This window comes from Paramylibacter kogurei (assembly GCF_002742285.1).
Classification (GTDB): Bacteria; Pseudomonadota; Alphaproteobacteria; order Rhodobacterales; family Rhodobacteraceae; genus Amylibacter; species Amylibacter kogurei.
Map to the genome: position 1 here is coordinate 1,178,174 of NZ_MDGM01000012.1, position 19,569 is coordinate 1,197,742.

General features: G+C 48.7%; 21 protein-coding genes. 12 read left to right on the forward strand and 9 right to left on the reverse strand.

From position 1 onward, the window contains the following. Nucleotides 1-284 precede the first annotated feature (284 nt). Both BFP76_RS14775 and BFP76_RS14670 read left to right on the forward strand, forming a co-directional pair. On the forward strand, nucleotides 285-419 hold the full coding sequence (locus BFP76_RS14775; RefSeq protein ID WP_268247194.1) for a hypothetical protein: 135 nt from the start codon (nucleotides 285-287) through the stop codon (nucleotides 417-419). A 190-nt stretch (nucleotides 420-609) separates the two neighbouring features. After that, the gene (locus BFP76_RS14670) at nucleotides 610-783 is read left to right on the forward strand and encodes a hypothetical protein (RefSeq protein ID WP_165775703.1); all 174 of its coding nucleotides are present in this window, start codon (nucleotides 610-612) and stop codon (nucleotides 781-783) included. Nucleotides 784-868: 85 nt separating this feature from the next. Here the strand turns inward: BFP76_RS14670 and ndk are convergent, their stop codons facing one another. Next, nucleotides 869-1,291 (reverse strand): nucleoside-diphosphate kinase, encoded by a 423-nt coding sequence (gene ndk / locus BFP76_RS11215; RefSeq protein WP_099593653.1) that lies wholly within the window; start codon nucleotides 1,289-1,291, stop codon nucleotides 869-871. Between the two features lie 128 nt (nucleotides 1,292-1,419). On the opposite strand from ndk, the gene BFP76_RS11220 reads away from it, so the two are divergent. From BFP76_RS11220 to BFP76_RS14675, 3 genes are read left to right on the forward strand one after another with little or no spacing between them, the layout of a single operon-like run. After that, nucleotides 1,420-3,309 (forward strand): ABC-F family ATP-binding cassette domain-containing protein, encoded by a 1,890-nt coding sequence (locus BFP76_RS11220; protein ID WP_099593655.1) that lies wholly within the window; start codon nucleotides 1,420-1,422, stop codon nucleotides 3,307-3,309. Beyond that, nucleotides 3,310-3,924, forward strand: coding sequence for a MarC family protein (locus BFP76_RS11225; RefSeq protein ID WP_099593657.1), 615 nt, complete (start codon nucleotides 3,310-3,312; stop codon nucleotides 3,922-3,924). Beyond that, the gene (locus tag BFP76_RS14675; RefSeq protein ID WP_165775704.1) at nucleotides 3,924-4,100 is read left to right on the forward strand and encodes a hypothetical protein; all 177 of its coding nucleotides are present in this window, start codon (nucleotides 3,924-3,926) and stop codon (nucleotides 4,098-4,100) included. Before BFP76_RS11225 ends, BFP76_RS14675 begins: the two co-directional genes overlap by 1 nt. Here BFP76_RS14675 and BFP76_RS11230 read toward each other — a convergent pair. After that, entirely contained in the window at nucleotides 4,093-4,560 is a 468-nt protein-coding gene (locus BFP76_RS11230; protein WP_099593659.1) for a DNA polymerase III subunit chi, read from the reverse strand. The two genes, BFP76_RS14675 and BFP76_RS11230, sit on opposite strands and share 8 nt — an antisense overlap. Continuing rightward, the gene (locus BFP76_RS11235; protein ID WP_099593661.1) at nucleotides 4,557-6,053 is read right to left on the reverse strand and encodes a leucyl aminopeptidase; all 1,497 of its coding nucleotides are present in this window, start codon (nucleotides 6,051-6,053) and stop codon (nucleotides 4,557-4,559) included. Before BFP76_RS11235 ends, BFP76_RS11230 begins: the two co-directional genes overlap by 4 nt. 135 nt (nucleotides 6,054-6,188) lie before the next feature. Between BFP76_RS11235 and BFP76_RS11240 the strand changes: the two genes are divergently transcribed. From BFP76_RS11240 to rsmA, 6 genes are read left to right on the forward strand one after another with little or no spacing between them, the layout of a single operon-like run. Next, entirely contained in the window at nucleotides 6,189-7,331 is a 1,143-nt protein-coding gene (locus BFP76_RS11240; RefSeq protein WP_099593663.1) for an LptF/LptG family permease, read from the forward strand. After that, a complete protein-coding gene (locus BFP76_RS11245) occupies nucleotides 7,328-8,413 on the forward strand; it encodes an LptF/LptG family permease (RefSeq protein ID WP_099593665.1) in 1,086 nt (361 codons plus the stop codon). The genes BFP76_RS11240 and BFP76_RS11245 overlap by 4 nt, the downstream gene beginning before the upstream one ends. A 6-nt stretch (nucleotides 8,414-8,419) precedes the next feature. Further along, entirely contained in the window at nucleotides 8,420-10,546 is a 2,127-nt protein-coding gene (locus tag BFP76_RS11250; protein WP_099593666.1) for an LPS-assembly protein LptD, read from the forward strand. 14 nt (nucleotides 10,547-10,560) lie between these two features. Then, nucleotides 10,561-11,760: a peptidylprolyl isomerase gene (locus BFP76_RS11255; protein ID WP_099593667.1), complete on the forward strand. Its 1,200-nt coding sequence runs from the start codon at nucleotides 10,561-10,563 to the stop codon at nucleotides 11,758-11,760. Then, nucleotides 11,757-12,755, forward strand: a complete 999-nt coding sequence (gene pdxA / locus BFP76_RS11260) for a 4-hydroxythreonine-4-phosphate dehydrogenase PdxA (RefSeq protein ID WP_099593668.1) — start codon at nucleotides 11,757-11,759, stop codon at nucleotides 12,753-12,755. Before BFP76_RS11255 ends, pdxA begins: the two co-directional genes overlap by 4 nt. Then, entirely contained in the window at nucleotides 12,742-13,572 is an 831-nt protein-coding gene (gene rsmA / locus BFP76_RS11265; RefSeq protein WP_099593670.1) for a 16S rRNA (adenine(1518)-N(6)/adenine(1519)-N(6))-dimethyltransferase RsmA, read from the forward strand. The genes pdxA and rsmA overlap by 14 nt, the downstream gene beginning before the upstream one ends. On the opposite strand, the gene BFP76_RS11270 is transcribed toward rsmA, so the two are convergent. The 3 genes from BFP76_RS11270 to prfA all read right to left on the reverse strand — a co-directional run bounded on the left by BFP76_RS11270 (nucleotide 13,569) and on the right by prfA (nucleotide 16,257). Further along, entirely contained in the window at nucleotides 13,569-14,189 is a 621-nt protein-coding gene (locus BFP76_RS11270; RefSeq protein ID WP_099593672.1) for a DUF4167 domain-containing protein, read from the reverse strand. The two genes, rsmA and BFP76_RS11270, sit on opposite strands and share 4 nt — an antisense overlap. A gap of 170 nt (nucleotides 14,190-14,359) precedes the next feature. Continuing rightward, nucleotides 14,360-15,205, reverse strand: a complete 846-nt coding sequence (gene prmC / locus BFP76_RS11275; RefSeq protein WP_240514033.1) for a peptide chain release factor N(5)-glutamine methyltransferase — start codon at nucleotides 15,203-15,205, stop codon at nucleotides 14,360-14,362. Then, the gene (gene prfA / locus BFP76_RS11280) at nucleotides 15,202-16,257 is read right to left on the reverse strand and encodes a peptide chain release factor 1 (RefSeq protein ID WP_099593674.1); all 1,056 of its coding nucleotides are present in this window, start codon (nucleotides 16,255-16,257) and stop codon (nucleotides 15,202-15,204) included. The genes prmC and prfA overlap by 4 nt, the downstream gene beginning before the upstream one ends. A 77-nt stretch (nucleotides 16,258-16,334) precedes the next feature. On the opposite strand from prfA, the gene BFP76_RS11285 reads away from it, so the two are divergent. Beyond that, nucleotides 16,335-16,619: a hypothetical protein gene (locus tag BFP76_RS11285; protein WP_099594108.1), complete on the forward strand. Its 285-nt coding sequence runs from the start codon at nucleotides 16,335-16,337 to the stop codon at nucleotides 16,617-16,619. Here BFP76_RS11285 and BFP76_RS11290 read toward each other — a convergent pair. From BFP76_RS11290 to BFP76_RS11300, 3 genes are all read right to left on the reverse strand, one after another. Next, complete coding sequence (locus BFP76_RS11290) at nucleotides 16,557-17,015, reverse strand: DUF1499 domain-containing protein (protein ID WP_133117430.1); 459 nt, start codon at nucleotides 17,013-17,015, stop codon at nucleotides 16,557-16,559. The genes BFP76_RS11285 and BFP76_RS11290 overlap by 63 nt on opposite strands. A 12-nt stretch (nucleotides 17,016-17,027) precedes the next feature. After that, nucleotides 17,028-18,158 carry a flavodoxin-dependent (E)-4-hydroxy-3-methylbut-2-enyl-diphosphate synthase gene (ispG, locus tag BFP76_RS11295; RefSeq protein WP_099593678.1) on the reverse strand — a complete coding sequence of 377 codons (1,131 nt, stop codon included), beginning with the start codon at nucleotides 18,156-18,158 and terminating at the stop codon, nucleotides 17,028-17,030. Nucleotides 18,159-18,247: 89 nt separating this feature from the next. Next, nucleotides 18,248-19,453 (reverse strand): helix-turn-helix domain-containing protein, encoded by a 1,206-nt coding sequence (locus tag BFP76_RS11300; protein WP_099593680.1) that lies wholly within the window; start codon nucleotides 19,451-19,453, stop codon nucleotides 18,248-18,250. Nucleotides 19,454-19,569: the final 116 nt, after the last annotated feature.

Sequence of the window (19,569 nt, forward strand, 5' to 3'; positions counted from 1 at the left end):
CCTAATTAAATTGTTATATATCAATTAGTTAAAACATTCACTCAGCAAATCACTTAAAACCAAGTTCCCTTCAACAACTTTGTCGGTTGCTTGTAACTTTTTCTTCATGATCATTACGTAACGTCGAATTTCAGCGCTCGATTTTCCTAATCTTGGTTAACGAAGGAATAAAACGTCATAATTTGCACAATTGCTGCCACATTTCCGCCCAACACTTCTCTACTATGAGATGTACGGACATTGAGCGATGTCCACTAAATCAAACAACCTAGGGGGTTATCACGATGACACAGGACAACAAAATCTTACACACAATCCGCCGTATGTCATTTATCGCGTTGATCGCAACAGTAATCGGTGTGGGCGTATTTGGCCCCGTTATTGCAGAGAGCTTTGCTGACTACCTTATCCAGCAATAATTCCTGATCCCGAATATATGAAAGGGTCATCTGCGATCCTTTTCTACATTCCATCCGCCACATCCAACACGCAAGCGTGGCAGATAAGACTCATAATTCGATAAAATCGCGCAACATTGGGGAAAATTTCCCCAATCGTGCACCCGCTGCCCTAACAATTTGAAAAACATCTCAAAATGAGGGGGAAGTCGTGGCAGTTGTTGATTTTAACCAAGGGTCTGATCCAGACGCCAGCGAAGGTTTAAATATCACCATGCGCAATATTCGCAGGTTTTCATTTACCGCACTCGTGATTGCAATCATCGGACTTACAATGTTTGCGCCAACCATTGCGGACAGTTTCTTAGAATATTTAAAACAATAAAGGGCCCCGAAAGGCCCTTTAAAAATCAAAATGTCTTGGATTGGGCATTCACACTGTGAATACCCTGTCACCCAACATTGTTGGATTAACCAACCAATTCTAGACCAGAGAAGAAGAATGCGATTTCTTCTGCTGCTGTTTCTGGTGCATCTGAACCGTGAACTGAATTTTCACCGATAGACAATGCAAATTCTTTGCGGATTGTGCCTGCAACTGCTTCTGCTGGGTTTGTTGCACCCATGATTTCGCGGTTACGTGCGATTGCGTTTTCACCTTCCAGAACCTGAACAACGATTGGTTCTGAAATCATGAATTCACACAATTCGTCGAAAAATGGACGCTCAGAGTGAACGCCGTAAAATGTTTGTGCCTGTGCCAATGTCAATTGGATGCGTTTTTGTGCGATTACGCGCAAACCGCCTTCTTCGAATTTAGCAACGATTTGACCAACAAGGTTACGTTTTGTTGCGTCTGGTTTCACGATTGAAAATGTGCGTTCTAGCGCCATGAGGAAAATCCTTTGATTTACGGTTCAACTTGCCCCGCAATCGCGGGTTCGCGCTGCCACTAGCACAGGCAATCGCAGTTGAAAAGCCTGCTGTTGACACCCCCTGCTCACTCCTGCAAAGCAGTCCCATGATACGTATTGAAGACATTTCTTATTCTGTTTCCGGGCGCCAGCTGATTAGCGGCGCATCTGTTGTGATTCCTGATGGCCACAAGGTGGGTATTGTTGGGCGCAATGGTACGGGTAAAACCACATTATTTCATTTACTTACGGGTAAATTGGCGCTGGATGACGGTGCGGTGGAACTTCCGCGCAAGGCGCGCATTGGTGGTGTCAGCCAAGAAGTGCCATCAAACGAAGTGAGCTTGCTGAACACCGTTTTGGCCGCTGATACGGAACGCAGCGAACTTTTGGCGGAATCAGAAACCGCAACCGACCCCACCCGTATTTCGCAAATTCACGAACGCCTTGCCGATATCGATGCCTATAGCGCCGAAGCACGTGCCGCCAGCATTCTGTCTGGTCTAGGTTTTGATGCGGCGGCACAGGCGCGTGCCTGTTCCGAATTTTCGGGCGGTTGGCGCATGCGCGTGGCATTGGCCGCCGTTTTGTTTTCCGAACCTGATATTTTGCTTTTGGACGAACCGACAAACTATCTCGATCTGGAAGGCACGATTTGGCTTGAAACCTACCTTGCAAAATACCCCCATACGGTTTTGGTGATTTCGCACGACCGGACTTTGTTAAATAAATCGGTGACGTCTATTCTGCATCTGCATGATAAAAACCTGACACTTTATACTGGCAATTACGACACATTTGATAGCGTGCGCCGTGCGCGTCTGGCCGAACAGGCCGCCATGGCGAAAAAACAAGAAGCCGCGCGCGATCATTTGCAAAGCTTTGTCGATCGTTTCCGTGCCAAAGCATCCAAGGCGAAGCAGGCGCAATCGCGACTGAAAATGTTGGAACGTATGGAACCGATTGCATCATCCGTTGAAAACGGCGTTGCATCGTTCAGCTTTCCCAATCCAGATGAGCTTTCATCGCCGATTGTACGCCTTGATGAAGTGAACGTTGGCTATGACGACACACCGATTTTGCGCAAATTGAACCTGCGGATTGATGCCAATGATCGCATTGCGCTGTTGGGTGCGAACGGGCAAGGAAAATCCACTCTTTCCAAACTGTTAGCAAGCAAACTTGAACCAATGGGCGGCGAATGGATACGGTCATCCAAGCTTAAGATCGGATATTTTGCACAACATCAGGTCGATGAATTACATCTGGATGAAACGCCATTGCAACATATCGCACGCGAAATTCCAAAAGCGGGGCAAGCCAAACAGCGCGCACGCCTTGCCGCGGGTGGTATTGGCCCCGAACAGGCCGATACATTGGTTGGCAAATTGTCCGGTGGGCAAAAGGCACGATTGTCGATGTTGCTGGCCACCCTAGATTCCCCCCATTTGGTGATCTTGGACGAGCCGACAAACCACCTAGATATCGAAAGCCGCGAGGCATTGGCGCTGGCCTTGGCCAGTTACGAAGGCGCGGTTGTGTTGGTGAGCCACGATCCCCATTTGATTAACGCCATCGCGGATCAGCTCTGGTTGGTGAAGGATGGCACAGTATTGCCGTTTAACGACGATATGGAAGCGTATAAAAAGCTGTTGCTTGCCGAACGCGGTGGCACAGCCAAGGCCAAGGATAAAATCCAAACACAAAAGGTGAAAAAGGCCGACAAAGGCCCCAAACCCGCCACCATCGCCAAACGCAAAAACCTGCAACCGTTACAAGCCGATGTCACCAAATGCGAAGAGCGTGTGACAAAAATCGAAGAAATGAAGGGGCAAATCGAACGCCGCCTTGCCAATCCATCATTTTATGCATCCGATGATCCTGCCAAAATTGCGGAATTATCCAAAAAACATGCGGAAATTATACAAGCCTTGAAAAAGGCAGAGATTTTATGGGAACGTGCGTCCGAACGGCTTGACGCCGCAAAAGAGGGTTAAATGGAATTATATATTTCTGTCTTTGCGACACTGTTTGTGGTGATCGATCCCATCGGGTTATTGCCGATATTTATCGCGCTTACCCAAGGCCAAGGGTTATCGTATCGACGCAAAGTCGCCCTTAACGCCAGCTTGATTGGCGCGGTGTTGCTTACGGTATTTGCCTTTGCGGGGGATGCGTTGTTGTCATTCATCGGCATCGGTTTCCCTGCGTTTCGCATTGCGGGTGGGATGTTGTTGTTTCTGACTGCGGTTGAAATGTTGTTTAACAAACGTTCCAAACGGCGCGAAGAAGACGCCGAACAAGAGGATCACGATGATCCATCCGTGTTCCCATTGGCAACCCCCCTGATCGCAGGCCCCGGTGCAATCACCACCATCATTTTGATGACAGGCGATAGTGTGAACGCATGGCAAACCACTGCCATCGTATTGGCCGCAACGTTTAGTGTGATCATCATCGCCTATGTTTTGTTTTACTTTTCCAACCTCTTTGAAAAAATGTTAGGCCAGACAGGGATCAATGTGATTACCCGCCTACTCGGCATGTTATTGGCAGCATTGGCCATTCAATTTATCATTGACGGTATGCGCGGATTAGGAGTGTTTGGATAATGGAAGGCCAAGGTGCAAATATCATTTATCTGCTCGCCTATTTGGCGATGATGGTTTTTTTTGGCGGGTATTTTTTGCGAGAAAACCGCGGTGATATGTCGAAACATATCAAACAGGCAGGTATCTGGATGATGATATTTCTGGGTGTGGCGTTGATCTACAAAATGTTCAACTAGCACCAGAAGACGCCTTTAACGCCCAAGGCCCATCGGCCTGTGACCAATATTTTGCAACGACACCAGCATCGGTAAGCCGTTTCCATTCACTTCGCGCAGCATTCAGTGCGTCGGGATTATTCCCATCAAACAACAGACATGTGCGTTCATATCCGTTGATTTCATCCGCGGTTGCGGTTGCACCATCGACTAACATCAAAACCTGTGCGTTGTTCACATTTTTGTCCGCCTCGGTCAGCAACACCGGTTGACGTGCATCATTCGCACCTGTCATAAACCCATGCGGCAGAAAACTGTCAGGCGTTCCACCCCACAGTATTTCATCCAACCAAACCATGCGTTTGGTATCGGTTCCGCGCACAATCACGCGCCAATCGCGTGACAAACACTTGCCCAATAATTCGGGCAAGGTTTGTTCCAATGGGCTTTGTACGAGATGATAGAAAAAGATTTCGCTCATTCTGCGGATGCGGCAGGTTTCGCTGGTTTTTCTTCGTATTTATCGGCGATCAAACGGTTTAATGCGCGTACACCCCAACCTGTTGCCCCTTTGGGTGCAAAATCGGTTTCGGTTTTCACTGATGCAACACCTGCGATATCCAAATGGATCCATGGCATGTCTGGTTCAATGAAACGTTGCAAGAATTGCGCCGCCGTGATCGAACCCGCCGCACGGCCACCAACATTTTTAATGTCGGCAATGCGTGATTCAATCAATTTGTCATAACCCGCACCCAGCGGCATACGCCATGCGCCTTCGGCCTCTGCGCTTGCGGATTTTAAAAAATTCTCTGCCAACACATCGTTGTTGGAAAACACACCTGCGTTTTCATGGCCAAGCCCGATAATGATTGCACCCGTCAAGGTGGCAAGGTTAATCACACCCGTTGGTTTATACGTTTTTTGCGCATACCAAAGAACATCGGCCAAAACCAATCGGCCCTCTGCATCGGTGTTAATCACTTCGATCGTGTCACCTTTCATGGATTTCACAACATCGCCTGGACGCTGTGCCAGCGCATCGGGCATGTTTTCAACCAACCCAACCAAGCCAACAACATTTGCTTTGGCCTTGCGCAGTGCCAGTGTTTTCATAGCACCCGCAACAACACCGGCGCCGCCCATATCCATTGTCATATCTTCCATGCCACCTGCAGGTTTCAATGAAATGCCGCCCGTATCGAACACAACACCCTTACCCACAAAGGCAAATGGTTTTTCTTTGCCGCCACCGTTCCATTCCATGATCACAATTTTCGATGGGCTGGTTGAACCCTGTCCCACACCCAGCAACGACCACATGCCAAGTTTTTCCATGTCCTTTTCTTCCAAAACCTTGACCTTGACGCCCAGCTTTTCCAAATCGATCAAGCGTTTGGCAAATTCGGTTGTGGTTAAAACATTCGCAGGCTCATTGACCAAATCGCGCGTGAAAAACACACCTTCGGCGATGGCAGATAAATCGGAATAGTCATCCGCGATTGATTCGTGTTTATCTGACATGACGGTCACTTCGCCAAAACCCTTGTCTTTGTCGGTTTTGTGATCCTTGAATTCATAACGGCGCAGGGTCAGGCCAAACACCAATTCGGCAACTTTAAACGGTTTTAAAAACGCCAAGGTTACGGGTTTCGTGCCAACCGCTTTGCCCAAATCCGCACCGATTTTGCGTAGCTCTTCTGATTTGGTTCTTGGATCAATTTTTAAGACCAGAACGCTATCAACCTGCATTCCCAGAGGCGCAGAAATTTCAATGAATTCACCTTGTTTTAGGTTTTCAAACCGCGTTGATTCAACAAATGATTTGATCACACCTTTGGTCAATTTATTCACACGGCGCGCGGCGCTATCCATGCTCCCTGAAGGGGGTAATGCGATGGCGATTTTGCCTTTGATGTCTCCAAATTTTTCCAGATCAACGTCGATAAATTTTGGTGTAATTGGGGCGCTCATTTAAAATACTCCGCTAGCGTGTTTGACTTTGATGGAAACTTAGCGCGTTTGCGCGCAATTCACCACTCTGCTCTGTTGTTTTTTGCAAAACTAAGTTAGAAAAAATAACCAGAACCATTTCAACGGGATAGCGATTTGAAACAGCTTGATCAATATATCCTCAAACAGCTGTTTGGCCCGTTTGCGTTTTTTATGATCGTGTTTATCGGATTGTTATGGTTGAACCGTGCGCTTGGGCTGGTGGATGTGGTGGTTGAAAACGGACAGCCTGCGTCAATCTTTGTTGAACTTGCGATTAATCTTTTGCCCAAAACAATAGAGGCTGCGATCCCAATCGCAGGGTTTGCCGCATCCGTAATGGTAACGAACCGCTTGTTTTCAGAGGCGGAATTGGTGGTGATGATGAATGCGGGGCGTTCGGTTGTAAGCCTTGCGTTTCCTTATTTCATGTTTGGCGTGATTTGTTGTTTGGCGATGTCATTTGTGGTGCATTATCTTGCGCCATTTGCCACAAAACGGCTGGCAGATCGGCAAGAAGAAATCGGGCGCCAATATGTGACGCAAATCGTAAAAGAAGGTGAATTTGTCACTAATGATGGGCGGTTCACCTTTTTCTTTGGCGAAAAAGGCGCGGATGGCACATTGCGCGACATAATGATTTCGGAACAGGTTTCACCAAACAAAACCGTCACCCATGTCGCCCAAAAAGGACAAGCAGTCACCCAAGATGGCACAACCAAACTATTGTTATTTAATGGTTCGATCCAAGATTTCACCCTGCCCGACGTGGCATTGAATGTGATCCAGTTTGGTTCACTTTCATATGATCTAAGCCAGTTTGAAACCGCCGTGAAAACACGGATCACGCGGCCAAATGAATTATATACCTCCGATCTTTATGATTATATCGAGGCACGCACACTTGATGTCAAAAACCAAGCGGGTGCCGTTGCCATATTACAAGATCGTTTTGTGAAACCCCTGTTGTCATTGCTGACCCCAGTGATTGGCATGGCCACATTGCTGGTGGGTGGGTTTTCACGATCAGGGTTTATTTTGCGCATCATCGTTTCCATTGTTTTGATGTTTTCCATCGATACATTTCGTGGCGTCAGCCAATCATGGGTGTCATCTGATGGGGCGCATTGGATTGTATCTTATGCGCCTGTGGCACTGGCGATAATTGTATTGGTTGTTTTGCTGTTTTTGGGATCGAATGATCTAAAAACCATACGAAAACAGATTTTCGGAACCAAGCAACGACAGGTGGCATCATGATGTTAGGCCTGTATTTTGCGCGCCGCTATCTGGTTGCCTTTGTCCGCGTATTTTTGATCGTCGCGGCATTGATGTTTCTGGCAGATTTGTTGGAAAACGTCAGCCGTCTTGGGAGTGTGGAAAACGCCACAAAGCGTGCATTTCAATTGGCAGGCTTAAATGTTTCATCCCTTATTAGTCAGGCATTGCCCATCATCATCATGCTGGCCAGTATTTCGTTTAGTGTCAGTATGGCGCGATCAAATGAATTTGTCGTTTCCCGCGCGGTGGGAATGTCCGCGTTAAAGTCGCTGTTGCTTACGGCAATCTTGGCTGTATCGCTTGGCATTTGCAGCATCTTGTTTTTCGAACCTTTCGCAAATGAAATGTTGGAAAAACGCAATACATTGCGCAATGCGAACAAAACCCAGACCGTTGCGGTGAATGACACGGGGTTTTGGCTCCGCCAGAAATCACAAAAGGGCAATATGATTGTGCAAGCTGCGGCAGCAAATGATAACGGTAAAATCCTGCGCGATGTAACATTGTTGGATTTTGACCAAACAGGATTGGCCGTGGATCGTTATTTTGCCACGGTGGCGTTTCTGAACAATGAAGAATTGGTTTTAACAGATGTTAAACATTGGGATGTGCAATCGGGCAATCCTGAAAACACGGCACAAACACCTGCGATCAAACGCTTTCCAACCACAATCACACCCGCACAAATTTTGGATGGTTTTCCGGCACCTGAAACCATTGCCATTTGGGCACTGCCAAAATTTGCGAAACAGATCGAAGATGCGGGATTTTCATCTTTGAAATATCGGATGCAATTTCAAATGTCCTTGGCCCGCCCATTGTTGTTTTTGGCGATGTTTGTCATTGGCACGGTGTTTACGTTGAAAAACGCACGAATGGGCAATTTGGGTTTGGCGATGCTCTATGCGCTCAGCTTTGGTTTTTCGCTTTACTTCTTGCAGAATTTTGCAAAAACACTCGGCGAGGCAGGACAGGTTGCCGTGATCATGGCGGCATGGTTCCCTGCCCTTGCGGCCTGTCTGATGGCCTTGGCGATGTTTTTGCATTTGGAAGATGGGTAACGGGAATTGAAACGGTTTCAGAACATAGCATTTGCGGCCCTCACCCTGTTTTTATCAACCGGTGCGATGGTCAATGCGCAAAACGCGCCAGAGGGTGTTGGGCTTTTGGCCGATCAAATTTCGTATGATCCCGATACCCAATCATTGATCGCCACGGGCAATGTGCGGGTCATTTATAACGAACAGGTGCTGACAACTGATCGGGTGATTTATAACCAAGCGACGGGCGAACTGACCCTGCCCGCTGCATTTGAATTGGTATCGGATGATGGCACGGTGATCACAGGCACATCCGCCACATTGGATGATCAGGCGACACGTGGATTAATCACAGGTGCGCAGATATTGATCAACGATCAATTCCAAATGGCCGCGTCTGATTTTTCACGAAGCAATGGGCGCTACAAGGTGATGCAACAGGTCGTAGCATCCACCTGTAATATATGTTCGCAAAATGATGTCCCATTCTGGCAAATCCGTTCAAAACGTGTGGTGCATGATGAACAGGAACGTCGCATCCACTTTGAAAATCCAAGTCTGCGATTGTTGGGTGTGCCAGTGCTGTACCTGCCGTATCTCAGCACACCAGACCCAAGCGTTTCACGCGCAACCGGTTTTTTGATCCCTTCGTTTCGTCATTCGTCCAATCTGGGTTATCGTGTTGATTTACCATATTATATTGCGATTGATGACCATCGCGACGCAACCATTACACCATCCATCGCATCCGCTGAAAGCTTTGTCGTGGAGGGCGAATACCGCCATCGTTTTGTCAACGGTCAGATCACCGCAAATGGTGCAATTGCCTTGGCCGATCCGCTGAGCGATACACGATTTCGAAGCTTTGCCACCGTCACGGGTGATTTCAATCTGCGCCGTGATTATCAATTGGCGTTTAAGTTGGATTTATCATCGGATGATACATTCTTGGATCAATACGATTTCAACGATGATGACCGCCTATTCAATTTCATCACCTTGGAAAAAACCACGGACGACAGCTTTTTCTCGCTTGGTGCATCATTCACACAAAGCCTGCGCGCCGATGAAGTTGACGAAGAAATCCCATTGGTTTTCCCACAGGTTTATTACCGCAAAAACCTTGATTTTGATGCCTTGCCAGGGCGGTTTGGATATACCGCGCAAACTGTTTCGCTCATCCGCACCGACGGGAGCCGCTTTGCACGTGTTGGTGGACAATTGGATTGGTACAACAACTGGCAATTCAACAATGGCATTTTGTTGAATATGGAAACCAAGGTCGAAGGCAATGCCTATCTGGTTTCAAATTCGGTGGAATATCCCGAACGCCACTATACCAATTTCACCCCAACGGCGGCGGTTGAACTGCGCTACCCTTTGTCAAAAACAGTTGGCAATGCGATTCACGTGATCGAACCAATTGCACAGCTTGTCTGGTCACCAGATCGCGCATTCGACAGCCCAAACGAGGATTCCCCGCAAGCGGAATTTTCCGAAAACAACCTGTTTTCTACCGACCGGTTTCAAGGGTTTGATGAATCTGAACGCGGGTTGCGTTTGAATGTCGGGGTGAATTATCTGCGATATGATCCGCGCGGCTGGGAATTGGGTGTTACCGTTGGTCGCGTTTTCCGTCAGCGCGATTTGAACCAATTCCCCGACAGTGTTTCAGCGGGTTTGGATGGGATTGTGTCCGATTATGTTGGCGCGTTTAGCTTGCGCTTTCCAAATCAATTCAGCCTGTCTAGCCGTGCATTGTTTGATGGGCGCGGCAAGGTGTCCAAGAACGAAACGCGGTTTTCGGCCACACATAAAAAGCTGAAATTGGATGCATCATACGTCTGGTTGGATGAACAAGTGGTGCTGGATGAAAACGAACGCCAACACGAAATCGCGCTGGATGCACGTTATCAGGCCAACCAAAATTGGTTGTTTAACGCCGAATGGCGCCATGATTTAGAGGCAAACGACGCCACCGAACGCACATTAGGCGTTCAATATGAAAATGAATGTGCAAAAGTGGCTTTTTCGGTCTCGCTTCAAAACGAAGCACTTGGTAAGCTGACGCGCGAATTCGGGCTCAAAATCTCACTCGAGGGATTGGGCGCACGCAAATCGAAACCTAAATTCGCCCGTCGCTGTGGGCTCTAAGTTGGTAAAATAATATGATGAGAATGATGTCTTTGGTGCTTGGTTGTTTGTTATTCTGTGTTCAAATCGCACAGGCTCAGGCACCGTTTCACACCGCGATTACGGTGAATGACGGAATTATCACCAATTACGAAATTTCCCAACGTACCGCGATGATCACAGCGTTTGGCGGGCGTGGTGATACACGTGATACGGCCGTGAACCAATTGATTGACGAACGCCTGTATCAACATGCTGCGAACCTGATCAACATAACCGTTGGCGAAGATGAAATCGCCGAAGGCATGGAAGAGTTTGCAAATCGTGGCAACCTTAGCACCGAACAAATCATTCAATATTTGGCAGCTCGGGGCATCGAAGAACAAAGCTTTCGTGACTTTGTCACCAATGGTTTGTTATGGCGCCAAGTTGTACGCGCACGTTTTTCACGCCAAGCAACCGTAACAGATAACGAAATTGACAGTGCATTGGGTGGTGCCAATCAGGGTGCGCTATCTGTTCTTATTTCTGAAATTGTAATTCCACATTTGGAACGCGGCCCCGATGGTGCCAAACAATTGGCCGAACAACTGTCTGGTTCAATCAATAGCCAAGGCGCATTTGCATCCGCCGCACGGCGATATTCACGTTCGCCAACTGCGCGAAATGGTGGGCGATTGGATTGGGTGCCAGCGGCAAATCTGCCGACATCTATCATTACGCAATTGCTCGCATTGGAAAATAACGAGGTGACAGGGCCAATCGAGCTGAACAACGCAACGGCAATTTTTCAACTGCGCGGCACACGTCGTGATGCCACCGCGCCCAAGGAAACGACGGTATCCTATGCACAGGTTGCCCTGCCCGTGGGTGGCGAGCTGAAACAACAAATTGCTGCGGCACGTGTATTGATTAACAAATCGGATCGCTGTTTGGATCTGCGTGCAAATTCAGAAAAATACGGCGCAAACGCGTATCAAGAATCCGCTGCTTTGCAATCTGAACTGTCCCAAACCATTGCAATGGAATTGGCAAAACTTGATCGCAACGAAGCAGGCTATTATCCAAATTCCGCCGGTGGGTTATCTGTGATTATGTTGTGCAGCCGTACTACAGAATTACAAGAAGGCGAGCGCGAAGCGTTGCGTGGCAATATTTTCAATCGCAAAATCTCGGGGCTTGGCAATGGCTATTTGCAAGAGCTTAAGGGCGCCGCATATATCGAATACAAATGACCGCCCCCATCGCATTAACCAGCGGTGACCCAAGCGGTGTTGGCTTGGAAATCGCATTGCGTGCTTGGGATGAATTGCGCGAAAAATTACCGTTTTTCCTGATTGCGGATTACGATTATATGCGTGAACTTGCGCAACAATCGGGTCATGCCGTTGTTCAGATTACCACACCAGATGAAACGCGCGCGGCGGCAAAGACGGGTTTGCCCGTATTGCACTGCCCGTTTGTTGAACGCCCAAACATCGGCGTGGAGCATCCACAAAATGCAATCAGCACCATTGCGTCCATTGACCAAGCGGTTGAATTCACAAAATCGGGTCAGGCCAGCGCGGTTTGCACATTGCCTATCAATAAAAAGGTTCTGCACGATGGTGCGGGTTTTGCCTATCCAGGGCATACCGAATATTTGGCGCATCTGGGTGGGGTTGATCGATCATTCATGATGCTGCTTGCGCCTGAATTGCGCGTGGTTCCCGTGACCATTCACATCGCTCTGGCCGATGTGCAATCCGCCCTAACCCCTGAATTGCTTATCGCCACAATCACCGCAACACATGGCGCATTACAACGAGATTTTGGCGTCAAAAATCCCCGTTTGGCTGTCGCAGGGTTGAACCCTCACGCAGGCGAAGGTGGCGCAATGGGGCATGATGAAATCGAAATGATCCGCCCAACGCTTGATCAATTGCGCAGCGCTGGTTTGGATATCACCGGCCCTCTTCCCGCCGATACCATGTTTCACCCAGCCGCACGTGAAAAATATGACACCGCCATATGCATGTATCATGACCAAGCGCTTATCCCGCTGAAAACACTTAACTTTAGCGAAGGCGTGAACACCACATTGGGATTGCCCTTCATTCGAACATCCCCCGATCATGGTACCGCGTTTGATATCGCGGGGCGTGGCATCGCAGATGCACGCAGCCTGATCGCTGCATTGAAATGCGCAGGGCAGATGGCAAAAAACAGAGCAAGATATGACGCTAAATAACCTCCCCCCATTGCGCGAGGTGATCGCCGAACATGCGTTGAATGCGCGAAAATCGCTGGGGCAAAATTTCTTGCTGGATCTGAATCTTACGTCAAAAATTGCGCGCATGGCGGGTGATTTATCGGGGCATGATGTTTTGGAAATCGGCCCAGGTCCCGGTGGTTTAACCCGTGGTTTGTTGATGGAAGGTGCGCGTCGCGTTGTTGCGATTGAACGCGATGATCGGTGTTTACAAGCACTCGCAGAAATCACACAAGCGAGTGATAATCGATTACACGTCATCAGCGGCGATGCGCTGGAAATCAACCCGCTGGATCATATGCAATCCCCGATCAAGGTCGTGGCCAACCTGCCCTATAACGTGGGAACGGAACTATTGATCCGCTGGCTCACCCCAGAAAACTGGCCCCCGTTTTGGGATAGCCTGACGTTGATGTTTCAAAAAGAAGTTGCCCAACGCATTGTTGCACAACCAGGGTCCAAGGCTTATGGGCGCTTGTCGATTTTGGCGCAATGGCGTTGCAATGCCAAAATTGTCATGGAAATCCCACCACAGGCATTCACCCCACCACCCAAGGTCACATCCGCTGTGGTGCATATCACACGCCTTGATCAACCAAAATTCGAGGCGGATCGTAAAACATTAGAACGGGTTGTGGGCATGGCATTTGGTCAGCGGCGCAAAATGTTACGCGCCAGCCTGAAATCCATTCATCCAAATATCGAAGATGTTTTATTGGCCTCTGGTGTGAAACCAACAGAACGCGCAGAACAATTAACCATTGAACAGTTCTGCACAATTGCACGCAATCTTTAGCCCGCTTTTTCATCCGCAGATGGCGTGGTTTCCACAGGCTTTGTAGTCTTTTTCGGTGCTGGTTTTGCCAAGGGTTCTGTTACGAAAGTTGGCATAGCTGGCTGTTCACCCTGATCAGACGCGGGTTTAGGCTTGGGCGCACGTTTGGCACGTGGTTTAGGCGCAGGCTTTGGCGCGTCAGCGTTGCTCTCTGGTGTTTGTACCAAATCGCTTGCTTGATCTTGTGCGGGAAACAAATCGTTTGAATTTGCACCAGAAACATCGGGTTGATCACCCGTACCATTTGCCGCGGTATTCTGTGGCGGATTATTTTGTTTCTGGTTGTTTTGCTGTTGATTTTGCTGCGCTTCTTTGCGCTCTTCGATTTCGCGCTGTGCTTCGTTCAACATGCGCAAATAATGTTCAGCGTATTGTAGGAAACTTTCATGGGCGATGCGATCACCAGACAATTGTGCGTCACGCGCCAAGGTTTGGTATTTTTCAATAATTTGCTGCGGTGTGCCGCGAACCTTGCCCTCTGGACCAGAAGAGTCGAATACACGATTGATGATATTGCCGCCTTGATTACGACGGTTGTTATTATTCTTATTTCGTGAACGCTTGTTCGAAGGGCGCATAAATAGAAAGTCCTGTTTTGTGAATTGGCGCGCTTTGCGCGAAGTCCAAGAATGTTTTGCTTGGTTGCGACGAGACCCCCGTGATCAATCGTCTAGAAAGAACTTATACCTTTGCTTGCGTTAATGACAAGTACAAAGCATTCATTTCCTCATTTGGGCGGTTTTTTTGCCTAGATTTTTGGTGATTTTGCACAAATTACCCGCGTATTCCCGCCTAAATCGCGTAAAATTCGTAAATCTGACCAATCGTGCCGTTTTAACAGATCGCTAACCGATTCTGATTGCTGCCAGCCGATTTCCAACATCAGATTTCCACCCGCGTTTAAATGCGACGATGCTTGCGCTGCAATGATGCGATATGCATCCAACCCATCGCCCCCAGGTGTCAGCGCAACATGGGGTTCCCAATCTGCCACGTCACGTGACAAGTCATTCATTTCCGATGCTGTGATATAGGGTGGATTGCTAACAATCAGATCAAATTTTTCATCGATGTTTTCGAACCAATTACTCAGCCTCAAATCCGCGCGATCCGCAACATTTAATGCCTGCGCATTGCGACCAGCCACCGACAAAGCATCGCTTGAAATATCAACACCAACCCCGCTGGCATCGCGCCATTCCGCCAGCAATGTGAACAAAATACATCCCGTCCCCAGCCCCAAATCCAAAATGCGATTTGGGCTGGGTAATTCCAATGCCGCCTCGATCAGGGTTTCCGTATCGGGGCGTGGGTCTAACACATCGGGGGTCACGATAAATTCGCGCCCCCAAAATTCACGCATACCAATGATTTGTGACACGGGTTGAAACGCCGCGCGTTGTGCAATTTTAATTTCAAAATCCGCCACCTGATCGGCGCTGACCGTTTCGCATGAGCGCATGCGCAAACTGGCGGTGGAAATGCCCAACACATGCGCCAAAATGATCTGAGCATCGCGCCCACAATCATCACCCAATATGGGTTGAAGCGTTTTACCCGCACCATCCAACAGATTCTGAACCGTATTGCTCACGGGTTCATTTCGGCCAATCGCGTGGCCTGATCATCGGCAATTAACGCATCAACGATTTCGTCCAAATCACCCTGCATCACCTGATCCAGCTTATAAAGTGTCAGATTGATGCGATGATCCGTCAGACGCCCTTGTGGGAAATTATAGGTGCGAATGCGCTCGGATCGATCGCCTGATCCAACCTGATCTTTGCGTGCCTCGGCCCGTTCATCTGCGGCCTGTTGGCGTTGCAAATCATAGAGCCGCGTGCGCAAAACATTCATCGCAATTTCACGATTGCGGTGTTGTGATTTTTCCGCACTGACCACGATAATGCCCGTGGGCAAATGGGTAATACGCACGGCAGAATCCGTGGTGTTAACGTGCTGACCACCCGAACCAGATGCGCGCATCGTATCAATGCGAATGTCGGTTGCAGGAATATCAACGTCAACAATCTGTGCCTCTGGCATGATTGCAACGGTGGCGGCCGATGTGTGCACCCGCCCCCCGCTTTCAGTTGTGGGTACGCGTTGCACGCGGTGCACACCAGATTCAAATTTCAGTCGCGCAAAAACACCGTCGCCGCGAATATTGGCAATCACCTCTTTATAACCGCCAAGCTCTGTCGCGCTTTCAGATACCATTTCAAATTTGAAACCCGTTTTTTCGCAAAACCGTTGATACATGCGCAATAAATCAGCGGCGAACAATGCGGCCTCGTCCCCGCCAGTTCCGGCGCGAATTTCAAGGATTGCAGGGCGATCATCGGCCTCGTCCTTGGGCAGCAAGGCCAATTGCAATTTATGTTCCGCCGCTGGCAATTCGGATTTCAGGCGTGGCAATTCCTCTTCTGCCAGTGCCTTCATTTCGGGATCGGATAACATGTCCTCTGCTTCGGCCATTTCAGAAACCAATGCGCGATACGCTTCGATTTGTTCTACAACAGGGCGCAAATCGGAATATTCTTTGGACAAAGTGGCGATTTCATCCGCCGCAGACCCGTCGGCCATTTTCGCCTCTAGAAATGCAAAACGGGACAGGATTTGTTCTAATTTATGTTCTGGTACCATGGCGACACATTGCGCGTTGCACGCGTTTGGTCAAGGGCACAGGTGATTTTTGCGCAAAAATATGTTACCTTGTTTTCATGAACAGGTTCATTTTGATCTTTTTCGTGGGTTTTCAGGGCATTGCCAATGCCGACCCCGTTGAATGGCCCGAATGTTATTGCACAGATCGCACAGGCAATCGCGTGGAATTGGGCCAGCAAATCTGTATGCAAGTTGACGGGCGAAGCTATACCGCGCGGTGTGAAATGTCGCTTAATGTGCCGATGTGGCGCGAGGTGAGCACAAATGAATGTGTGACATCATCGCGCGACTTGGGCAAAGCTGTTCAACCATTGCAAAGCGCGCTTTTGGTTCACCCCTAAATCAGAATGACCCACAACAGATCGTGAAAACATCGTAAATGTGGAATTATCCGCATCTATTTCGCGAAAACGCACGGTAATCACATCGGGATAGCGCATCAATTTCGTGCGTTGAACATATGTGATTTTGCCGGTCTCAACATCCCCAGACAGGCGCGTGGTGGATGGCTGTGCCATTGCAAAATCATCAAATTTTTGGGCCAATTCGGTGGCATGAATAGGAAAGACGCCCGCGTCATCCTCTGACAGGGTGTAACCATTTGGTTTGGTCAATTCGGCGGCTTGTGTTTCGGAATTGATGTGCCAAATTTGCGTGTCTAACACCAATCGATCCATGCGAAACCGCATGTAAAAATATCCACCCAAGACAATGGCCAAGACGATTAGTGCGATCATTTTTTTACTCACCTATTCTGCGGCCGTGTCCTGTGCATTTTTTGCATCAAGCACTGCGGCGCGTTGTTCAACCAAATCAACGATATGATCCACCATACCCGCATTATCGGTTTTGTGATCTTGTTTACCAGCCATGTAAACCATACCAGACCCAGCGCCACCACCCGTGAAACCAACATCTGTCATCAATGCTTCACCCGGACCATTCACAACACAGCCAATAATCGACAGCGACATCGGTGTTTTGATATGTTCCAGACGTTTTTCCAATTCGGCCACGGTTGCGATCACATCGAACCCTTGGCGCGCGCATGAAGGGCAGGAAATGATATTCACCCCGCGATGGCGCAACCCCAATGATTTGAGGATTTCAAAGCCAACTTTGACCTCTTGCACCGGATCAGCGGACAGCGAGACGCGCATGGTATCACCAATGCCCATCCACAACAGGTTGCCCAAACCAATGGCGGATTTGATCGTGCCTGATGTTAATCCCCCTGCCTCGGTAATGCCGATATGGATTGGGGCATCGGTTGCCTCTGCCAAACCTTGGTACGCGGCGGCGGACATAAACACATCGGATGCTTTTACCGAAATTTTGAATTCGTGAAAATCATTGTCTTGTAGGATACGAATGTGATCCATGCCACTTTCGATCATCGCATCGGGGCATGGTTCGCCGTATTTATCCAACAGATGTTTTTCCAACGACCCGCCGTTCACACCAATGCGGATGGAACAATTGTGATCGCGCGCGGCCTTGATCACTTCGCGGACACGCTCTGGCGATCCAATATTGCCAGGATTGATGCGCAAACATGCGGCACCCGCCTCGGCGGCCTCGATCGCGCGTTTGTAATGAAAATGGATATCAGCGACCAATGGCACTGGGCTTTCGCGTACAATTTCATGCATCGCCTTTGTCGCGGCCTCGTCAGGGCAGCTAACGCGGACAATATCCGCACCTGCATCGGCACAGGCCTGAATCTGTGCAATCGTCGCCTTTACATCATGGGTCAATGTGTTGGTCATGGTTTGCACGCTGATCGGGGCATCGCCACCAACAGGAACATTGCCCACATGGATTTGGCGGCTTTTGCGGCGATAGATATTTCGCCATGGGCGAATTTCGTTCAAAGACATAACGCTGGCCTGACTTGTTCTGTGTTCAGGATTGATATACGCGGATTTGGCACGGTTTCACACCGAAAAATATCACTTTGGGGTGATGTTTATTCGGTGGGGATTTCTGCCAACTCGGCCAGTTGCGCGGTGTTCACAGGCGGTGCCAATGGTGAATCAAATAAATCTGTCACTTCGGCAAATTTTTCGCTCACTTCGCTGGCACCCAATGGAACCTTGCGTGCAACACCCGTTTTCACACCAACGGGGCCGTATGTTTTATCGCCAACCATGACGTAAACGGAACCGGAATTGCCCGCACGCAACAATGCGTCATGCACATCCGTTGGCACGCGATATCGCTGGCCAGCATCCAATGTTTTTTCAAATAAGACGCCGCCTGATTTTTGGAAAACACGCACCCACGCTGGGCGCAGCGCGACGATATCCACTGCTGGTGGGCCGTCTTCGACCACTTTCACCTTGGTGGGTTGTTCCACCTCAATCGCGGCAACCTGAATTTCGGGTTGTTGTGGTGCGACTGGCATTGTTCCAACCAATTGCGGATCAAGCGCCACAATCGGACCATCACGCGCAACAAGCTGTGGAATTTCCAATTCTTGTGGACGATACAAATCTTCCAATGTCATGCCCGAACTTTCGGCGACATTAAGCGATGTGGTTTCTGTGCTGATGTCATCAATCAGCGCCAGATCAAGGTTCACAGTTTCAGACGCAACACCGGGTGTTTCGTTGATCGGTGCGAACTGTACGCGCTGCACCTCTTGTAAAACCGAATATCCGCCGTAACCGATACCTGCAATCAATGCACATAAAAGTGCGGTTGAAACGATGCCAGACACGGAAATCATTTCAAACATACCAACCGGTGCGGGGCGATTTGGCACGCGCGGGTTGAAAATCGGATCGTTCATCAATGCTTGTGAACGTGGGCTTAACGCGGACGTTTTGGATTTTTTGGCTTTTGCGTCTGTCTCGCTAAGTGCGGGACGCACGCCGTCAAAACCGCTTTCTTCACAGAACCGTTCAAATGATTTTTGCGGATCCATGCCCAGATATTTTGCATATGACCGCACATGACCAGAAATAAAGCTGGGTGTTGGGAAAACTGACAGATCGCAATTTTCAATTGCTTCAAGGTATTTTTGGTTGATTTTTAGGGAATCAGAAACATCGTCCAATGTTTTACCAAGAGTCGCGCGTTCACCGCGCATTTCATCGCCCAGGGTAACTTCAAACTGATCAAAACCAATAAGTTCTTCAGTATATGTTGCTGGATCGACAGCGTCTGTCATACCCAATTTCCCTCTTACCTCAAAGTGTAGACGGTAACTTTTCCGTGTCACTTTTTTATCGTTACGATAACTATATGGCGAAATAGTGACTTTTGCAAAGTCTTCAAGTGTTAATA

Bases quoted from the DNA above. Each gene is read 5' to 3' on its own strand.
- BFP76_RS11235 (WP_099593661.1), bottom strand. From the start codon at position 6,053: ATGAGCGCCCCAATTACACCAAAATTTATCGACGTTGATCTGGAAAAA.
- rsmA (WP_099593670.1), top strand. From the start codon at position 12,742: ATGACGCTAAATAACCTCCCCCCATTGCGCGAGGTGATCGCCGAACAT.
- pdxA (WP_099593668.1), top strand. From the start codon at position 11,757: ATGACCGCCCCCATCGCATTAACCAGCGGTGACCCAAGCGGTGTTGGC.
- prfA (WP_099593674.1), bottom strand. From the start codon at position 16,257: ATGGTACCAGAACATAAATTAGAACAAATCCTGTCCCGTTTTGCATTT.
- BFP76_RS11285 (WP_099594108.1), top strand. From the start codon at position 16,335: ATGAACAGGTTCATTTTGATCTTTTTCGTGGGTTTTCAGGGCATTGCC.
- ndk (WP_099593653.1), bottom strand. From the start codon at position 1,291: ATGGCGCTAGAACGCACATTTTCAATCGTGAAACCAGACGCAACAAAA.
- BFP76_RS14775 (WP_268247194.1), top strand. From the start codon at position 285: ATGACACAGGACAACAAAATCTTACACACAATCCGCCGTATGTCATTT.
- BFP76_RS11290 (WP_133117430.1), bottom strand. From the start codon at position 17,015: ATGATCGCACTAATCGTCTTGGCCATTGTCTTGGGTGGATATTTTTAC.
- BFP76_RS14675 (WP_165775704.1), top strand. From the start codon at position 3,924: ATGGAAGGCCAAGGTGCAAATATCATTTATCTGCTCGCCTATTTGGCG.
- ispG (WP_099593678.1), bottom strand. From the start codon at position 18,158: ATGTCTTTGAACGAAATTCGCCCATGGCGAAATATCTATCGCCGCAAA.
- BFP76_RS11230 (WP_099593659.1), bottom strand. From the start codon at position 4,560: ATGAGCGAAATCTTTTTCTATCATCTCGTACAAAGCCCATTGGAACAA.
- BFP76_RS11300 (WP_099593680.1), bottom strand. From the start codon at position 19,453: ATGACAGACGCTGTCGATCCAGCAACATATACTGAAGAACTTATTGGT.
- BFP76_RS11245 (WP_099593665.1), top strand. From the start codon at position 7,328: ATGATGTTAGGCCTGTATTTTGCGCGCCGCTATCTGGTTGCCTTTGTC.
- BFP76_RS11270 (WP_099593672.1), bottom strand. From the start codon at position 14,189: ATGCGCCCTTCGAACAAGCGTTCACGAAATAAGAATAATAACAACCGT.
- BFP76_RS11220 (WP_099593655.1), top strand. From the start codon at position 1,420: ATGATACGTATTGAAGACATTTCTTATTCTGTTTCCGGGCGCCAGCTG.
- BFP76_RS11225 (WP_099593657.1), top strand. From the start codon at position 3,310: ATGGAATTATATATTTCTGTCTTTGCGACACTGTTTGTGGTGATCGAT.
- BFP76_RS11255 (WP_099593667.1), top strand. From the start codon at position 10,561: ATGATGAGAATGATGTCTTTGGTGCTTGGTTGTTTGTTATTCTGTGTT.